The following is a 14,778-nucleotide window of genomic DNA, read 5'->3' as shown; positions in this document are numbered from 1 at the left end:
TCAGTTTTCAAAGATCTACTCTTGATTGTTGCTGTTTAATTCTTCCTTAACGCAACATGTATAACTATACTACGTTGCGTTTTCAATGTCAACAGATAAACTCAATTATTTTAAATTTATTTGTTCAAGCATCGTATCCGGAGAACCCAGACAACAAAGACTATTATACAACGCTCATAATGAAGATGCAAGAGAAATGATTAAAATAATTAATTCAGTTCATAATCAGTGACTAATCGATTATTATCAAATCACTTTGTCTCCCTCACTGAGCATTTACTACTATACATGCGCTCAAATCATTTGTCAACACTTTTGGTCAAAAAAGGTCAAACTTTTTTAATTTTCATTTTTTATCAAGAAAATTGGCCTACTTTTTCTTTGAATATAAGTCAATTCCATCTTGCGGGTGTTGTCTTAGATAACGCGTCGTAAAAGCATCCACTGCACTCTTATCCTCTAAATCAACGTCAGCATCTTCCATCGCACTAACCAATTTCTTATAAAAGGCATCAAAATTAGAATCGTACATTGAACGTAATGCTTTACTATTATTTTCTACCCATTTATTCAAACTATGACCATTACTAATAATTCCCTGATCGTTTAAATAAGAAAATAAATGGATTAAGGCAAAGGGAATTAGTTGAAACAGCGAATCCGTTTTCTCATCACTATCTAGCATCAAAGTAAAACGATTAAACATTACGTTAGTAACTAAATCAACGTTCCAGTCTTTGGGCTGAACGCCTAAACCAACAATCGCAATCTCAGAAAAACTATCAATAATCGTATCAATCTCGTCAACTTCATCTTGAGTCTTTTCTGATACATCAGGTTGATCATCAATAGCGTCTAGCCAGCGATCGATCATTTCCCCTACTTGTTGTACTTCTTCATCCTTATCCATGACTTCATCTCCTAAATCTAATCTTATTATTCACTTTATTATAGTAGAAACTCGAAATTAACATTAACTTTTGCACTTTAAAAAAAGTTAAGTAAAAACATGTATAATTATCAACGAATCATGTCAAAGGAGCATCGAATCTATGAATGACAATATCGTAATTGTAAGCGCAAAGAGGACTCCGATTGGTAAAATCAATGGCACCCTCGCTAGCCTAACTTCGGTTGATCTTGGAACCATTGCCGCCAAGGCAACCATCAAAGACGCGGGCATTGATCCAAAACAAATCGACCAAGTCATCTTTGGAAACGTAATTCAAGCGGGCGGTGGACAAAACGTCGCCAGACAAATCGAGTTAAACGCTGGCATTTCTGACACAGCTACCGCCTCCACCATTAACCAAGTTTGTGGTTCCGGTATGAAAGCGGTCCGACTGGGGCAATCTGCCATCCAAATGGGCGATGCTGACATCGTCCTTGTTGGAGGAACCGAAAGCATGTCGAACGCTCCATACCTAAATATGAACGAAAGAAGGGGCCACAAGTTTGGCCCAATCACTTTAGAGGACAGCATTCAAAAAGACGGACTAAACGACGCCAGGAGTGGAAAACCGATGGGAATGACCGCCGAAAACGTTGCCGACCAGTTCAACATTTCAAGAAGGGATCAGGATGCTTTTTCCCTCCAGTCCCATCGAAAAGCCAGCAAAGCTCAACAAAATGGTTACTTTAATGAAGAAATGATCCCAATTGAAGTCCAGAATCGCCATGGGAACACTATGGTTGATAAGGATGAGGGCGTTCGTTTTGATACCTCAATGGAACAATTAAAAAAGTTAAAACCATCCTTTAAAGAAAACGGCACGGTGACGGCCGGAAATGCTGCCAGCCTAAATGATGGGGCTTCCGCAATCCTATTAATGAAGCAAAGTAAGTCCAACGAGCTTGGTCTAACCCCGCTGGCGGTGCTGGATGACTACGCCGAAGCTGGATGTGACCCTAAAATCATGGGATATGCCCCCTACTACGCCGTTAATAAACTACTGGATAAGACGGGTCAACAAATCAGTGACTTTGATTTGTTTGAACTAAACGAAGCCTTTGCCTCTCAAAGTTTAGCGGTAGCACGGGACCTTCACATCCCAGACGCTAAGCTTAACATTACAGGTGGTGCCGTCTCAATGGGTCACCCCCTCGGCGATTCCGGTTCTAGAATCCTCATTACCTTAATTAACAACCTCAAACGGACTGGTCAGACTAAGGGACTGGCTAAGGGACTGGCCACCCTCTGTATCGGTGGTGGAATGGGAATGGCAATGACCGTTCACACATTATAATGAAGAAACAAAAAAAGATCTCGGTAGTTAGATTCATTTTTAACTACCGGGGTCTTTATTTATCCTTGCTTCAATTGTTTTCTGGTTTTTTTCACCGAAAGAACCAATCCAATCGCAAATCCAATCAGTGCGAACAAAACCCATCCCATTCCGTACTGCGCCAGCGGCAAAAGGTCATTAATTTTAAATAACCACGCTAATTCTGGCACGTGCGTCAATTCGGGAATGGTGGTAATCCCGCTTAAAAAGGCTGGAATGGCGATGAACCAGATCGTCATTTGGTAAACAATCTTAGAGTTTTTAAGTAATGGTTTAATTAACGAAATCAAAATCAGACAGATGGAAAACGGATAAACAATCATCAAGACTGGCATGATAAACTTAATCATTTCAGTCAGACCAAGCGTTGCCAAAAACGCTGACATCACCACCGCAAAAACCAGAACGGGAAGGTACTTAAGCTTCGGGAAGACGTCAGACATTGTATCCGCAAAGGCACTACTCATCGCAATCGCCGTCTTAAGGCAGGCCACGATCACAATTAGCGCCAACAAAATGTTCCCATACCCACCAAAGTAGTGCGTCGCAATCTGAACAAGGGCAATGCCACCATTCGCCGACGGCTGAAAATCGCCCAGACTGCTAGCGCCCATGTAACTTAATAGAACGTAGACAACTGCCATCATCAATCCACCAATCAAGCCGGCCTTTCCGATGCTAACGGCTAACTGCTTGGGGCTTTTGGCTCCTAGTCCACGCACGGTTTCCACAATCACGATTCCAAAAGCAATTGATCCAGCGCCATCAAGCGTTTTATATCCCTCAACGAATCCCGAAAGGAGTGGGGAGTGACCGTATTCACCCATCGGATGATAGAAACGTGGTGAACCCATTGGTTTAACAATCGACATGACGATGATGACCGTTAGTAAAATCAAAAACAACGGGGTCAAAAATTTTCCGATGTATTCCAGTAAGCGCCCTTGATTATACGAGAGTAAAAAAACGGCAATGAAGAAAATTAAAATAAATCCGATTAAGCCTAACTGCTGATGACCAGAACTAAGAAATGGTGCAATTCCAATCTGAAATGAAGTGGCTGCTAAACGCGGAATGGCCAAAAGTGGTCCCATTATAAAAGAAATTAAAATCGTAAAGACGTACGCAAACGACTTGCCAACGTTTGAAGAAATTTCAAAGGCTCCGGAACTGTTAGTAACCCCTAACGCAATGATCCCTAAGATGGGGAGACCCACTCCAGTTAAAACAAATCCGAGGGTTGCCCACCAAACGTTGCCACCAGCCATCTGTCCCATATTAACGGGAAAAATCAAATTGCCAGCTCCGAAGAAGATCCCAAACAACATCATTCCGACGTAAATAATCTGTCTTACACTTAATTTCTTTTCCAAGTTTTCTCCAACTTTCCTAAATTACTGTTCAATGCATTTTACCAGAAAAAAAACCGGCTCCCTAATTAATTTGGTGGTTGAAAAACCACATGAGCTTCACTATAATTATTTATCGTCTGATAATAAAAGTAAGGAAGTGTTATTATGTCTACTATTTACGTAAGAAAAGCTACTGAAGCTGACTTAAACGATATCTACACTATCATCAAAAACGCCAAGAAGTTTTTGGGCGAACAAGGCATCGACCAATGGCAAAGTGATTACCCGAGTGAAGAGGATTTAGCCAGAGACGTTAAATTTGGCATCTCATACGTCCTAGATGTTGACGGAAAAGTTGCTGGAACCGCCACCCTGCATTTAGGAATCGACCCCGATTACTTACACCTTGAAGGTGGCGAGTGGGAAAATGGTGACCAAGGTCACTACTCTGCCATTCACCGTATCGCCGTCTCAAACGACTATCGCGGTCAGGGACTAGCATCCAAATTCATCAGTGGCTTATTCACAATCTCCGCTTTTCGTGGTTTTAAAGACGTCAGAATCGACACTCATCCCGACAACAAAGGAATGCAGCACGTCATTCTCTCAAATGGTTTCACTAAACGTGGTATCATTTACGCAAACGGTAAAAAGAGTCATGGAACAAAACGTTTCGCTTACCAAATCGAATTAAAATAATAACTAGGAAGTGGCCAAATTGGGCGACACAGCGGTATTAATCAAATTAATCATAATGGCAACGTTCGGATTGATCGTAATTTTGGGTTGCATGGGATGGACCTATCATAAGACCCATAAATTGACGTCAAAACGTTTTTTGGCATTATCAGTGTTGGCAATTTGTTTCATTATCATCCTAATTATTCTGGCATAAAAAGAGGCTCAACCTATGATATTCATGGGTTGAGCCTTTTGTTTTGTAATTTTGTTTATTTTTTCTACTATAATTAATAACTAATCATTTATAATGTGTACCAGATTTCACATTCGCCCTATTAATTCTGTTATCTAAAGAATATAATTATTTATGTGTCAAAATTTAATAAAAAGTTAAGGGATGTAAACTGGTTTGAAAAACAAGAAAAATATAATTATAGTCGTTCCAGTAGTCCTCCTAGCATTTGCCTTAGGAATAATATTTGCATTTAAAATAAATGGAAATAATAACAATAGTAATAATAAGAAAAATACTACAAGTATATCTAAGAAACGTAAGCCAACTAAGCACAAAAAAGAAACTGACAACAAAAATAAGCAAGCAACTGATCAAGCTTCAACTAAAAATAACAGTTCAGATGCTGAGGAAACCGGAACAACTTTGCCTCAATCATTACAGGGAGATTATAAGGAATCAGACGATTATACACTAATAATATCTAGTAACACCGTGGGCTTAGGAACTGCCGATAGTAGTATCTTAGTTAAATCTTATAAAAAGACTGGGAATACTTACATTATTAAAGGTGATAGCAATTCTGGAGATGGAGAATCAACGGCAACCTCAACTATTAGTAAACCAGAAAACATACAGATTACCAAAAATCAAAATGGAAGTGTAAGTGTATCAGGATGTTCGAATAATTTTTTAAATGGTACATATAGTGCCTCTAATACTAACGATAATAGCTCTAACAATAACTCCTCAGATGCTGACACAAATTCAAACGACGATAATTCAGATTCAAATACTGATTCTAATGATAATAATTCAGATTCTGATAATGACAATAACTCAGATACTGATACCAACTCTGACGATGACACAACTACGGAACCAAATACCAATAATGATCAAGATAACGATTAATCAATAAGAATATTCGGTTTTCATTATCATCCTAGTTATTCTGGTATAAAAAGAGGCTCAACCTATGATATTCACGGATTGGGCCTTTTGTTTTGGGATTCTTTAACCATCAATTTGTGTAAACATTGAGACTTTACTATACTTAAAACCGTTAATTTAGTTAAGAAGAGTTTTAATGAAATACAATAAGATAATCAAATTTATACACATGAATATTGCTTTGGAATAATTTATCATTTTATATTTTATTAATTAGGTAACCATAGTTATAAGGAGAAAAATAAAATGCCAGAAAAAGCCAATTACATTAAAGATCGAAAAGAATTTTTACATAAATATCATACCGCTTCTCGCTTATTGATCCCTTCTATCATAATATCAGTAATTTTTTTAGCCATAGGATTTACTCTCATCAAGCTAGATGTAATAAGTTTATTATTTTAATAATGGGATTACTGACTGGAATTGTACTGGCATTATTTATAGCCTCATTAGGAGCATGGTTAAATTTAAAAATAAAAAAACCTAAGAGTGTAAATTTAATGAGAAAGAAATACTACCTTAATTTATGGATCTTAATAATTTTATTTGTCTTTGGTATATTACTTTTTATTATTTTAATTATACTGATGCCAATTTTACATAATTTAAGTTATATATATCTTGTTTCTAACATGACCACATTTTCAGTTTTTGGAAGTATATTTATTTATTCGATGGAAAAAGACATCTTAAAGTATCGAAAAAAGAAGTATTTAAAAGAATTTACTGAGGGGATTAAAAAAGATGGAACATAAGGGCATTGATAACGTACTTTTACTGGAGGGATTCTCTTGCAATCATATTTTCAATTAGGTTATTATCTGCTGGCTAAATTATTCTTTTTTTGTATGCTTATAGTAATTATCTATGAAATTGTTGCCTATGAGCGTTCCAGACATTATTTAAGAAAAAGGGGAGAAATATTTAACAATATCTCTTCCCTAATATACATTTTGATTCTTTTTCTATATTTTGTCTCTAACAATGTGATTGGACATACTTTAACTGATAATTACATGTGGAACAAAACATTAACAGATCGCTGGAATTATTTAATCGGGAACCCTAGTGGACTAATTATGCTAATGTCATACGTAATTATTCTTACCTGTATTATTTTGTGCATGACAATCAAACGCTGGAACATTTACAATAATGGGAACCAACAACCAAAATTAATTAAGCAACTGAAACAATCATTTTTTAAACATATTAACTATATCTATATATTAATTATATTTACTTGCATAATTTCATTTATTAATGTTGCATTAGGAATAATCTATCATTTTGTATTTTACTAATAAGGTAATATCCTAATTGTGAGGAGGAAGATAAATGTCAGAAAAACCGGACTACATCAAAGACTACCAAGAATACTTACATAAATACCACATTATGTCACGCTTATTGCTACCATCCATTATATTGGTAATCATTACCTTCACTTTGGGATCCATTCTCCTTAATATGCATGCAAACAAATTCATCCTTTGGATCATGGGGACAATCGATGGAATTACATTCTCGCTATTTATTACCGCACTAGGAACTACAATAAGATTAATGATAGAAAAATATAAGATTAAGCATATGCGACCTTCAAGGTTAAAACATTATTATTGTTTATGGGTCATTATTTTATTTCTGTGTTTTGGAATTTTTGTTTTCATTGGATCAATTGAAATACTATTACTTTCAAACAATTTATGGGAGGCATATGAATCTCCAATGCTGCCAACGTTTTTAATTTGCTCTGGATTTTTATTATATTATCTTTCTAAAAGCACCTTAAAATATCGGAAAAAGAAATATTCAAAAGAACTTACTGAGGGAATTAAAAAGATGAAATAAGTAATTGAGATATAAATCAATAAATGGACCTGTAATTACAAATTACAGGTCCATTTATTTAATCATTTTAATACAACATAAATTACGCAAATAATGACATATATCATCCTACTAGTGCCGCTAAAAATGCAATTATTACAGCAATACCAACACTTTCACCCTCAATTGCATATCTTACATATGCCGGTGTCAACGCAAGCGTATCAGTCTTTTCTCCTAATTTATCGGTAACCTCATCATAAGCTTTTTCATAACTCTTAAAGTCAGGATAATCATGTGGATGAGAATCAATATCTATTGAAATAGAAAGCTCTGTATCAAAACTTTTATTATTAATTTTTAACTTAAAAATATTAAATTCTACTGATATACTCCAACCGTCTTTAGTTTCTACAATCTCAATTGAAACTTGACCATCTTCAATTTTTTGAACAAATTCCCACTTATTAAATAAACTAACGATGTATACGCCAGCATTAACATTGTTATTACAACTTTGCATGACCCAATCAAACATAAATTTTAGTGGTAATTTCCCATTACTAATGGTAAACATCCCAGATCCATGGACTGGCTTAATATCAGCTTCACCTACTAAAGTAATTTTTAATGATTTATTATCATTGTATAGCACATAAGGAACATCAATTTCTACCTGTGTATTATCAACAATATTCTTTAAAGCTTCTTTAGCAGACATTTCTCCAATTCCCGTTGGCTTAATCTTATTAGTACCATCATCTCTACCAGACGACGCATCTTGGTCAATCGCAATGTCACCTAAACTGTATTCAACAAATTGGTCAATTGCCCAATTTTTAGGCATCTGATAACCCAAATTTCCACTATATCCAGTTGACATATCAGATACAAACGCCGTTTTTGCAAGTCCTTTACCAAGGGCTTGAGCACAAACATTTCTGGTTCCGTAAATTCCTGCTTGATAACTTGAGCCGCCTAATGCTTTTTTGACTCCCTCCATATATGGAATAACCGTACTATCAATGTCACCAGCTTGAATATCAGTATCAACAGCAAAGTAAATAATAGTATCCTTTGGGAATCCAAGCCGTTGTGCTGTTGCATTTGCAATTCCTGCATCAGCACAACCCTGGCCGTATTTAAAGTATTCCTGACTGCCATCATTATCTTGATAGATTGGAAACACCTTTAGGCCACCATCAGTAATTCTTTTCAGTTCATCATCAGTCAGATTTTTGTTACGACGTTTTGAGCCAGTGCCAACTGATCCAGTTAAATAGCGACCAACAATTTCAAAGCCATAATTTTTGATGTTTTTAACGTCTTTATCACTTAATTGAAATGAAGTATCACAAGCATTTGAATCTCGATTAGTATTCCCATTACTGGTAAGCAACCCCTTGATAACGGTTAAATCAGCTTTCCCTGTAAATGGTGGTAAATTCATAAACTTCCTAAAATTAACCACATCTTCAGCAACCGAATTATTAAATACTCCATCAACAGATCCACTCAGAAAATCATTAACCATTAATCCATATTGAAGTAGCTTAACGCCTGCACCTTTGTCCCCTTCAGTTAAAGTTGGCGTTTTATTAATGGTTCCAGGTCCATAAACTCCGTTTGCTTGTCCAGGTGTCATTCCTTCAACAGCTTGCAGGGCATAAATCAAAGCTGTGTTTGTATTTCGTTGATACAAACCATCAGTTGGAACCAAGCCAAGATCATCACCAAAATAATCTAAATAGTTATGGTTTAAATATTGTTGCATTTGACGATATTTCTTTTTACCACCATCAAGTAATTCAAAGGCAGCCATATCAAATAGACCAGCCATTAATGGAACAGTAACCCCACCTTTATCTAATCCAGCATCATTACGTAATTTATTTACTGCATTCTGTGTATCTTTGGTATATTTCTCATCAAACGCATTCGGGCTAATTCCCTTACACCAAAAAGCACCCTGAATTAACTTCGCAATCTTGCCCTTGTAACCGACCTTCAACTGATCGACCATTCCACTTAGTGCTTTCTTGGTTTTATCACCAAAACCACTACCAAGTGGACTAATCCCTAGTTCATGCTGAAGTCCCATTCTTAAAGCATAAATAGTTGGCCAACCCGTCTTTCCATTTTCCTTGACCTTATCAAATCCTGAAACATTACCGTATTCTTGGTTCAACCACTTTTGAACGCTTAAAACTTGTTCATCCATAATTATTTCCTCCTAAAATTTTCTTTATAAAATTTAAGAGCTAGCGCTAACTCGCACGTAAACACATCAAAATCAATTTGCAATCATGTAGAATAATCATTGAATCTTATAGACAAAAGTTCTACAATGATGGTAAAGAAAATCAGCTGAAATAATCTAAACCGACATCTCTTCGAGGTTGTTGCTTGATTTCTCATCTGTTTACAAGAACAATCATATATCCATTATTTCTACATGTCAACAATTTCATAGATTAATTTTCTATGTAAATAATTAAAAGGAGTCAAAAATGTCGATCTATCAACGGGTTAAAGAGCTTGCTAAAAATAAAAATATTTCCATTCGCGAATTAGAGCATCAACTTGGGTTCTCCAACGGAACCATGCAAAAGTGGGACCAAACCGCTAATTCGCAAAAACTCAAAAAAGTTGCCAACTACTTCAACGTCTCCGTTGACTATCTCTTAGGAAACTCAACTGGTAACTCGGCTGACTTAGATGACCTCTCAACGATCATGATGTTTGGGGGCAAACCCATCCCAGAAGAAGACCGTGAAACAGTCGTGGAAATCTTAAGGAAACTTCGAAATGCACGAAATCATCAATAGTCTTTTTAACTATGCGTTAGATAATGACATTGCCGTTGTATACACGGACAAACTCCATCAAAATACCCAATCCTTTGCGGACGTTCGTTCCCATTCAATTGTGATTAATGCCAACTGGCAGCTACGAAAACAACTTCCATTTATCATTGCGCACGAAATTAGCCACGTCCTGCAGTGCGATCAGGATGATGCCATTCTTAGTTTTACCACTCTGATGAATCCCAAGTACGAACAGAAGGCCAACGTGAATGCCGTTAGGCTTCTAGTTCCCTTCTACGCTGACAACAAGGAAATTGACCAGCTTAACCTAGAGGAATTCATGGATTTATTTGCCATCCCGGATTCACTACGTGACGTGTGTTTTACTGAAATTAAAGACTATGTTGATTGAAACATCAAAAAAGCCCAACTTCATTTCGAAGTTGAGCTTTTCATTTACGATCATCTATTCAAATAATTTTTTAGCGGCCTTGGCCAGAATCTTCGGATTCTTATCAAATCGTGGGTTGTCCACGAGTTTTGACATTGGAACACCAGCAAAGTGATAAGCGGCCATTTCACCAGAACGAACGGCACTTTGTTCGGTGAAGACCATTTGGTAAGGTTGTTCAACAAACTCACCGGTGAATGCTAGATTCGTTGAATGGTCAGGGATGACCTTGGGACGGTCAATCTTAGCCCGGTTGTTAAACAATGCCGAAGCGTATGGCATGTAAACGGGAACCGAGTTGACAATTGAGTCCATGATTTCCTTTTCTTTATCACGGATGTTTACGGGACCCGGATCGACCTTTGAAAGCTGTCCGATCAACTCTTGAACCATTTCTTTTCCAGTCATCTTGATGTACTGCTTGTCGACGAATTCACCGCGACGATATGGATACAAGAAGTAACCCCAAAGAACGGTTTCGTTTGGCTTCTGGTCGGTGAAATGAGGTTGATGATGAACCACAATCGACATTCTCACGTCTTTTTGACCTAACGGAGTAATTGGACTCGTTGATAGGAAGGAGTTCAAAGCATTCCCAGGTAGTTGCGTAGTAATACGGGTGATTTCGTTTAAGAAAGTATGATCCTTAGTGGTTACGGTAAAACTACTCCAGCCACTGGCGTTCCGATCGGCGAAGAATTTGTCTGGATTCCCCAAGTTGTAGAAGTGATTGGTGGCTTTCTTCCACAAACTTGAAGCAGCTCCATAATCGGTGTTTTCACCGGACGGGGTGTTGAAGTCTCCAAGCGTAGCCGAATCGGTAATGGAACCATTGGTGAAGAAGACCGCAGTATCATCATCGACATCAATGTGTTCATCTTTACCAGTGTCAACGTTCTCCATTTCTAGGCCCTTAACGGTAATTTCTTCGTTCATTGGAGTTTCTTTGAAGTCCCAATCATTAACCCGACGGTTCAAGACGAAGGTTACGCCTTGTTTCTTCAAGTAATTAATTAATGGTAGCATCAAACTTTCGTACTGATTGTAGCGAGTTCGGTTAACCCCCACGAGCGTGTTAATTTGGGTAAATTCGTAAATCATTTGGTGCATGTAACGCCTGAGTTCTTGAGCTGAACTTTGGGTACGAAAGGCAAAGGTCGTCTCCCACATGTACCAGAAGTTGGTTTGAAACATGTGGGGATCGTCCTTGAAGTAGTCAGCGATGGAGACGTTATCAAGTTCAGTCTCCTTGTCGTCTGGCATCATGATTAACTTCGTCAATAAGAACCGATCCTTGTTGTTAAATCCCATTTTAGAGGAGTTAATGATGCCCTTTTCGCCTTCCATCAAACGCGCTTTATCGTAGGTCCGATGCTTAGAATCAAAGTCACGCGTGTCCTCTGCGGCAGTCATTCCCTCTTCGGTGGCTGACGGAACCCGACTTAAGAGATCCATCAAATCAACGTAGGTCCGGTAATTCAACATTCTTCCCCCACGAGCGACAAAGCCAGTCTGGTCAGACGTTTCGTGATTGCGATTCCAGTATTCATTGCCGGTCACGTCAGTCTTGGCACCATCATTTGCGCCATGGTCGTCCAATGAATAGAAAGTAATGTTCTTTCCGTCCCAGTGACCTTCTTGAATCAAGTAAACGGCGGCGGCCATGTTAGAAATGCCGGCACCAATCATAATTGCTTTTTTCTTAGTCATATTAAACCTCCTAGATTTAAATACGTAGTAAGCATTTGTCTCTATGTTAGCAGTTTCACATATGCTTATATTTATATTATAACGTACCCAAAAGTTGGAATGTAACTTATCAATTTGATTTAATAATTTATTTAATTAATGTTCTTACGTCAACCATTAAGCAACTCACATGTCAGCCTGCGAATAGATAATTAAGGTCGTAATCTGGTACAATATAGTAGAAGAAAGGTGGTAATTACTATGCCAGAAACAGTATTTTTCAATCCCGGCGACTCACTTGGAAACTTTCACGACTATAATGATGCAGTTCGTTCTGCTCAACTTTACCGTGACAAACAAGTGGAGGCCAAAAACGTCGTAGTAGTTCATGGAAAAGACAAAAAATCATTCGATATTTTCCTTTCGGATAACGCTCAATCAGATGCTAAAAATAACGATCAAACTTCGCCCTATTACGTTAATAAACGAATCTAATTAATTGATTTAATTTAATTGGAAATTACGTAATTATTAGTGTACAATTGATTATATTAAATAACCAAACGTACGTTCGCAATTACGTAATATGTAAAAAGAAAGGAATTTTATGGCAAATTCTAAAAACAGTGTCGACGGGCGTCAAATCGAGCTCGATAAAGCACTCAGCAAAATCAAAAAAGAATTTGGAACTGGCGCTATCATGCGGATGGGCGAATCCCCTAACCAAAACGTTGATTCCATTTCAACCGGCATTTTATCCTTAGATATCGCCCTTGGCATTGGGGGTTTCCCTCGTGGCCGAGTCGTTGAGATCTTCGGTGCCGAATCATCTGGTAAAACCACGATTGCCCTTCAGACCGTTGCTGCCCTCCAACAAGCTGGCGGAACGGCCGCATACATCGATGCCGAAAACGCGATGGATCCGGAATACGCTCACAGCCTGGGAGTTAACATTGACAACCTTTTGTTATCGCAACCAGGAACCGGTGAAGAAGGACTGCAAATTGCCGATGCACTGGTACAATCCGGTGCTATCGACTTAATCGTTGTCGACTCAGTAGCTGCCCTAGTTCCGAAGTCTGAAATTGAGGGTGACATTGGTGATTCTCACGTTGGTTTACAAGCTCGTCTAATGTCACAGGCACTTAGAAAACTAGCTTCCAGTATCAACAAGACCAATACCGTCGTTATCTTCATTAACCAACTAAGAGAAAAAGTTGGTGTGATGTTCGGTAACCCAGAAACAACTCCTGGTGGTCGGGCCCTTAAGTTCTACTCAAGTGTGCGACTCCGTGTTAGTTCTGGTAAGCAATCAAAGGAAGGTCAAGACGTCGTTGGTCGAGAAACCAAGATTAAAGTCGTAAAGAACAAGGTGGCTCCCCCATTCAAGACCGTTGACACTTTGATGAGTTTTGGAAAGGGTATCGAACCGATTGCTGACATGGTCAACCTAGCCGTTGACAAAGACATCGTCGACAAATCTGGATCATGGTACTCATACGGTGAGGAACGACTGGGACAAGGCCTAAATAAGACCGTGGCCAATCTGCGTGACAAACCTGAGATGGTCGAAGAAATCAAGAACAAGGTCAGAGAAGCCTATGGCATTGCCAATGATGAAGAATCAAAGGACGATGACAGTGACAAGGATGCAAAATCCAAGTCAACTGACAATAAGGCCACTACTAAGAAAACAACCAAAGCAAGTACCAAAAAAGATAGCGAAACTAAGTTAGACGTTTAATTAAATGGAAAAGCATCAAATCATTATGTAATGATTTGATGCTTTTTTAATACAAATAATAATCTTGATAAAGCTTTAAACAATATTTTAATTAAATCTACATAAGTCAAATATCGAATACTCAAATGAATTTTCAGTGTAATTACACAACTATAAAAAACAATTTTTATAACTTTTAAAAAATTGTTGACTTTCTATATCGTTTAATTTATATTAATTATGGTAATTAAGCCTCTCACAAGAAAGGAAGATTTAATATGAAGTACTTGTTTAATTTACAAGCACAACCAAACGTGGAGTTAAAGAAGAAGCGTCGTCATCACCATCACGGAGTACGAAGTAATATCAGTGTTCAATGTGATGTTCGAAGCAATGTAAGTGTCTTCTGTCAGTAATTTAACAATAGGTGTATTTATTATGAAAACTTTGCTAGACCTCCAAAAGACTGTGGGTAAAAATGCCAAGAAGCTTGTTGGCGGGAAAAAAGATTCTCATATTAGTGTTATGGGATGTGGCAACAACAGCAATATTAGTATTATGTGCAAATAATACTATAGGAGCATTTCATGAAACCTATTCTGCAATTACAACAACTTGATAATGTAGCATTAAGAAAAAAGCGCCGAAAAGGACGTAAGGGTTCTCATCTGAGCGTTGGATGCACAATTAACAGTGACGTTAGTATTCTTATATGCAAGAGATAAGAGAGCCCTAATAGGACTCTCTTTTTATTTTAAACTTAAAGGA

Annotated in this window: 18 protein-coding genes; 14 read left to right on the top strand and 4 right to left on the bottom strand. The window is 37.6% G+C overall.

Annotation, left to right across the window (positions count from 1 at the left end; all coding sequences use genetic code 11):
• Positions 1-370: 370 nt before the first annotated feature.
• Positions 371-910: a hypothetical protein gene (locus AC6UC9_RS06840; RefSeq protein WP_500701530.1), complete on the bottom strand. Its 540-nt coding sequence runs from the start codon at positions 908-910 to the stop codon at positions 371-373.
• Between the two features lie 142 nt (positions 911-1,052).
• Between AC6UC9_RS06840 and AC6UC9_RS06835 the strand changes: the two genes are divergently transcribed.
• Positions 1,053-2,246: a thiolase family protein gene (locus AC6UC9_RS06835; RefSeq protein WP_500701529.1), complete on the top strand. Its 1,194-nt coding sequence runs from the start codon at positions 1,053-1,055 to the stop codon at positions 2,244-2,246.
• A gap of 59 nt (positions 2,247-2,305) precedes the next feature.
• Here AC6UC9_RS06835 and brnQ read toward each other — a convergent pair whose 3' ends face one another.
• The gene (gene brnQ, locus AC6UC9_RS06830) at positions 2,306-3,658 is read right to left on the bottom strand and encodes a branched-chain amino acid transport system II carrier protein (protein WP_500701528.1); all 1,353 of its coding nucleotides are present in this window, start codon (positions 3,656-3,658) and stop codon (positions 2,306-2,308) included.
• A gap of 144 nt (positions 3,659-3,802) precedes the next feature.
• Between brnQ and AC6UC9_RS06825 the strand changes: the two genes are divergently transcribed.
• The 6 genes from AC6UC9_RS06825 to AC6UC9_RS06800 all read left to right on the top strand — a co-directional run bounded on the left by AC6UC9_RS06825 (position 3,803) and on the right by AC6UC9_RS06800 (position 7,361).
• Entirely contained in the window at positions 3,803-4,336 is a 534-nt protein-coding gene (locus AC6UC9_RS06825; protein WP_500694276.1) for a GNAT family N-acetyltransferase, read from the top strand.
• A 55-nt stretch (positions 4,337-4,391) separates the two neighbouring features.
• Complete coding sequence (locus AC6UC9_RS06820) at positions 4,392-4,532, top strand: hypothetical protein (RefSeq protein WP_500695882.1); 141 nt, start codon at positions 4,392-4,394, stop codon at positions 4,530-4,532.
• A gap of 195 nt (positions 4,533-4,727) precedes the next feature.
• Positions 4,728-5,465: a hypothetical protein gene (locus tag AC6UC9_RS06815; RefSeq protein ID WP_500701527.1), complete on the top strand. Its 738-nt coding sequence runs from the start codon at positions 4,728-4,730 to the stop codon at positions 5,463-5,465.
• Between the two features lie 285 nt (positions 5,466-5,750).
• Positions 5,751-5,909 (top strand): hypothetical protein, encoded by a 159-nt coding sequence (locus AC6UC9_RS06810; protein WP_500701526.1) that lies wholly within the window; start codon positions 5,751-5,753, stop codon positions 5,907-5,909.
• 2 nt (positions 5,910-5,911) lie between these two features.
• Positions 5,912-6,262: a hypothetical protein gene (locus AC6UC9_RS06805; protein WP_500701525.1), complete on the top strand. Its 351-nt coding sequence runs from the start codon at positions 5,912-5,914 to the stop codon at positions 6,260-6,262.
• A gap of 583 nt (positions 6,263-6,845) precedes the next feature.
• Positions 6,846-7,361, top strand: a complete 516-nt coding sequence (locus tag AC6UC9_RS06800; protein ID WP_500694274.1) for a hypothetical protein — start codon at positions 6,846-6,848, stop codon at positions 7,359-7,361.
• A gap of 103 nt (positions 7,362-7,464) precedes the next feature.
• On the opposite strand, the gene AC6UC9_RS06795 is transcribed toward AC6UC9_RS06800, so the two are convergent.
• Positions 7,465-9,561 carry a glycoside hydrolase domain-containing protein gene (locus AC6UC9_RS06795; RefSeq protein ID WP_500694273.1) on the bottom strand — a complete coding sequence of 699 codons (2,097 nt, stop codon included), beginning with the start codon at positions 9,559-9,561 and terminating at the stop codon, positions 7,465-7,467.
• A 289-nt stretch (positions 9,562-9,850) separates the two neighbouring features.
• On the opposite strand from AC6UC9_RS06795, the gene AC6UC9_RS06790 reads away from it, so the two are divergent.
• Together AC6UC9_RS06790 and AC6UC9_RS06785 are read left to right on the top strand one after the other, a co-directional pair.
• A complete protein-coding gene (locus AC6UC9_RS06790; RefSeq protein ID WP_500694272.1) occupies positions 9,851-10,168 on the top strand; it encodes a helix-turn-helix domain-containing protein in 318 nt (105 codons plus the stop codon).
• The gene (locus AC6UC9_RS06785) at positions 10,149-10,559 is read left to right on the top strand and encodes an ImmA/IrrE family metallo-endopeptidase (RefSeq protein ID WP_500694271.1); all 411 of its coding nucleotides are present in this window, start codon (positions 10,149-10,151) and stop codon (positions 10,557-10,559) included. The genes AC6UC9_RS06790 and AC6UC9_RS06785 overlap by 20 nt, the downstream gene beginning before the upstream one ends.
• 54 nt (positions 10,560-10,613) lie before the next feature.
• Here the strand turns inward: AC6UC9_RS06785 and AC6UC9_RS06780 are convergent, their stop codons facing one another.
• Positions 10,614-12,353, bottom strand: coding sequence for an oleate hydratase (locus AC6UC9_RS06780; RefSeq protein WP_500696007.1), 1,740 nt, complete (start codon positions 12,351-12,353; stop codon positions 10,614-10,616).
• A gap of 195 nt (positions 12,354-12,548) precedes the next feature.
• Here AC6UC9_RS06780 and AC6UC9_RS06775 point away from each other — a divergent pair, with 195 nt between their 5' ends.
• From AC6UC9_RS06775 to AC6UC9_RS06755, 5 genes are all read left to right on the top strand, one after another.
• The gene (locus AC6UC9_RS06775) at positions 12,549-12,782 is read left to right on the top strand and encodes a hypothetical protein (protein WP_500694270.1); all 234 of its coding nucleotides are present in this window, start codon (positions 12,549-12,551) and stop codon (positions 12,780-12,782) included.
• A 112-nt stretch (positions 12,783-12,894) separates the two neighbouring features.
• Positions 12,895-14,031 (top strand): recombinase RecA, encoded by a 1,137-nt coding sequence (gene recA, locus AC6UC9_RS06770; RefSeq protein ID WP_500694269.1) that lies wholly within the window; start codon positions 12,895-12,897, stop codon positions 14,029-14,031.
• 257 nt (positions 14,032-14,288) lie between these two features.
• Positions 14,289-14,426 carry a hypothetical protein gene (locus AC6UC9_RS06765; protein ID WP_500696193.1) on the top strand — a complete coding sequence of 46 codons (138 nt, stop codon included), beginning with the start codon at positions 14,289-14,291 and terminating at the stop codon, positions 14,424-14,426.
• A 22-nt stretch (positions 14,427-14,448) separates the two neighbouring features.
• Positions 14,449-14,580 (top strand): class III lanthipeptide, encoded by a 132-nt coding sequence (locus tag AC6UC9_RS06760; protein WP_500694267.1) that lies wholly within the window; start codon positions 14,449-14,451, stop codon positions 14,578-14,580.
• A gap of 17 nt (positions 14,581-14,597) precedes the next feature.
• Entirely contained in the window at positions 14,598-14,735 is a 138-nt protein-coding gene (locus tag AC6UC9_RS06755; RefSeq protein ID WP_500694266.1) for a class III lanthipeptide, read from the top strand.
• The last annotated feature ends 43 nt before the right edge of the window (positions 14,736-14,778 follow it).

This window comes from Fructilactobacillus sp. X7R4C1, from assembly GCF_059901115.1.
The sequence above is the reverse complement of the archived record's forward strand: the minus strand, read 5'-3'. Positions and strand labels throughout refer to the sequence as shown.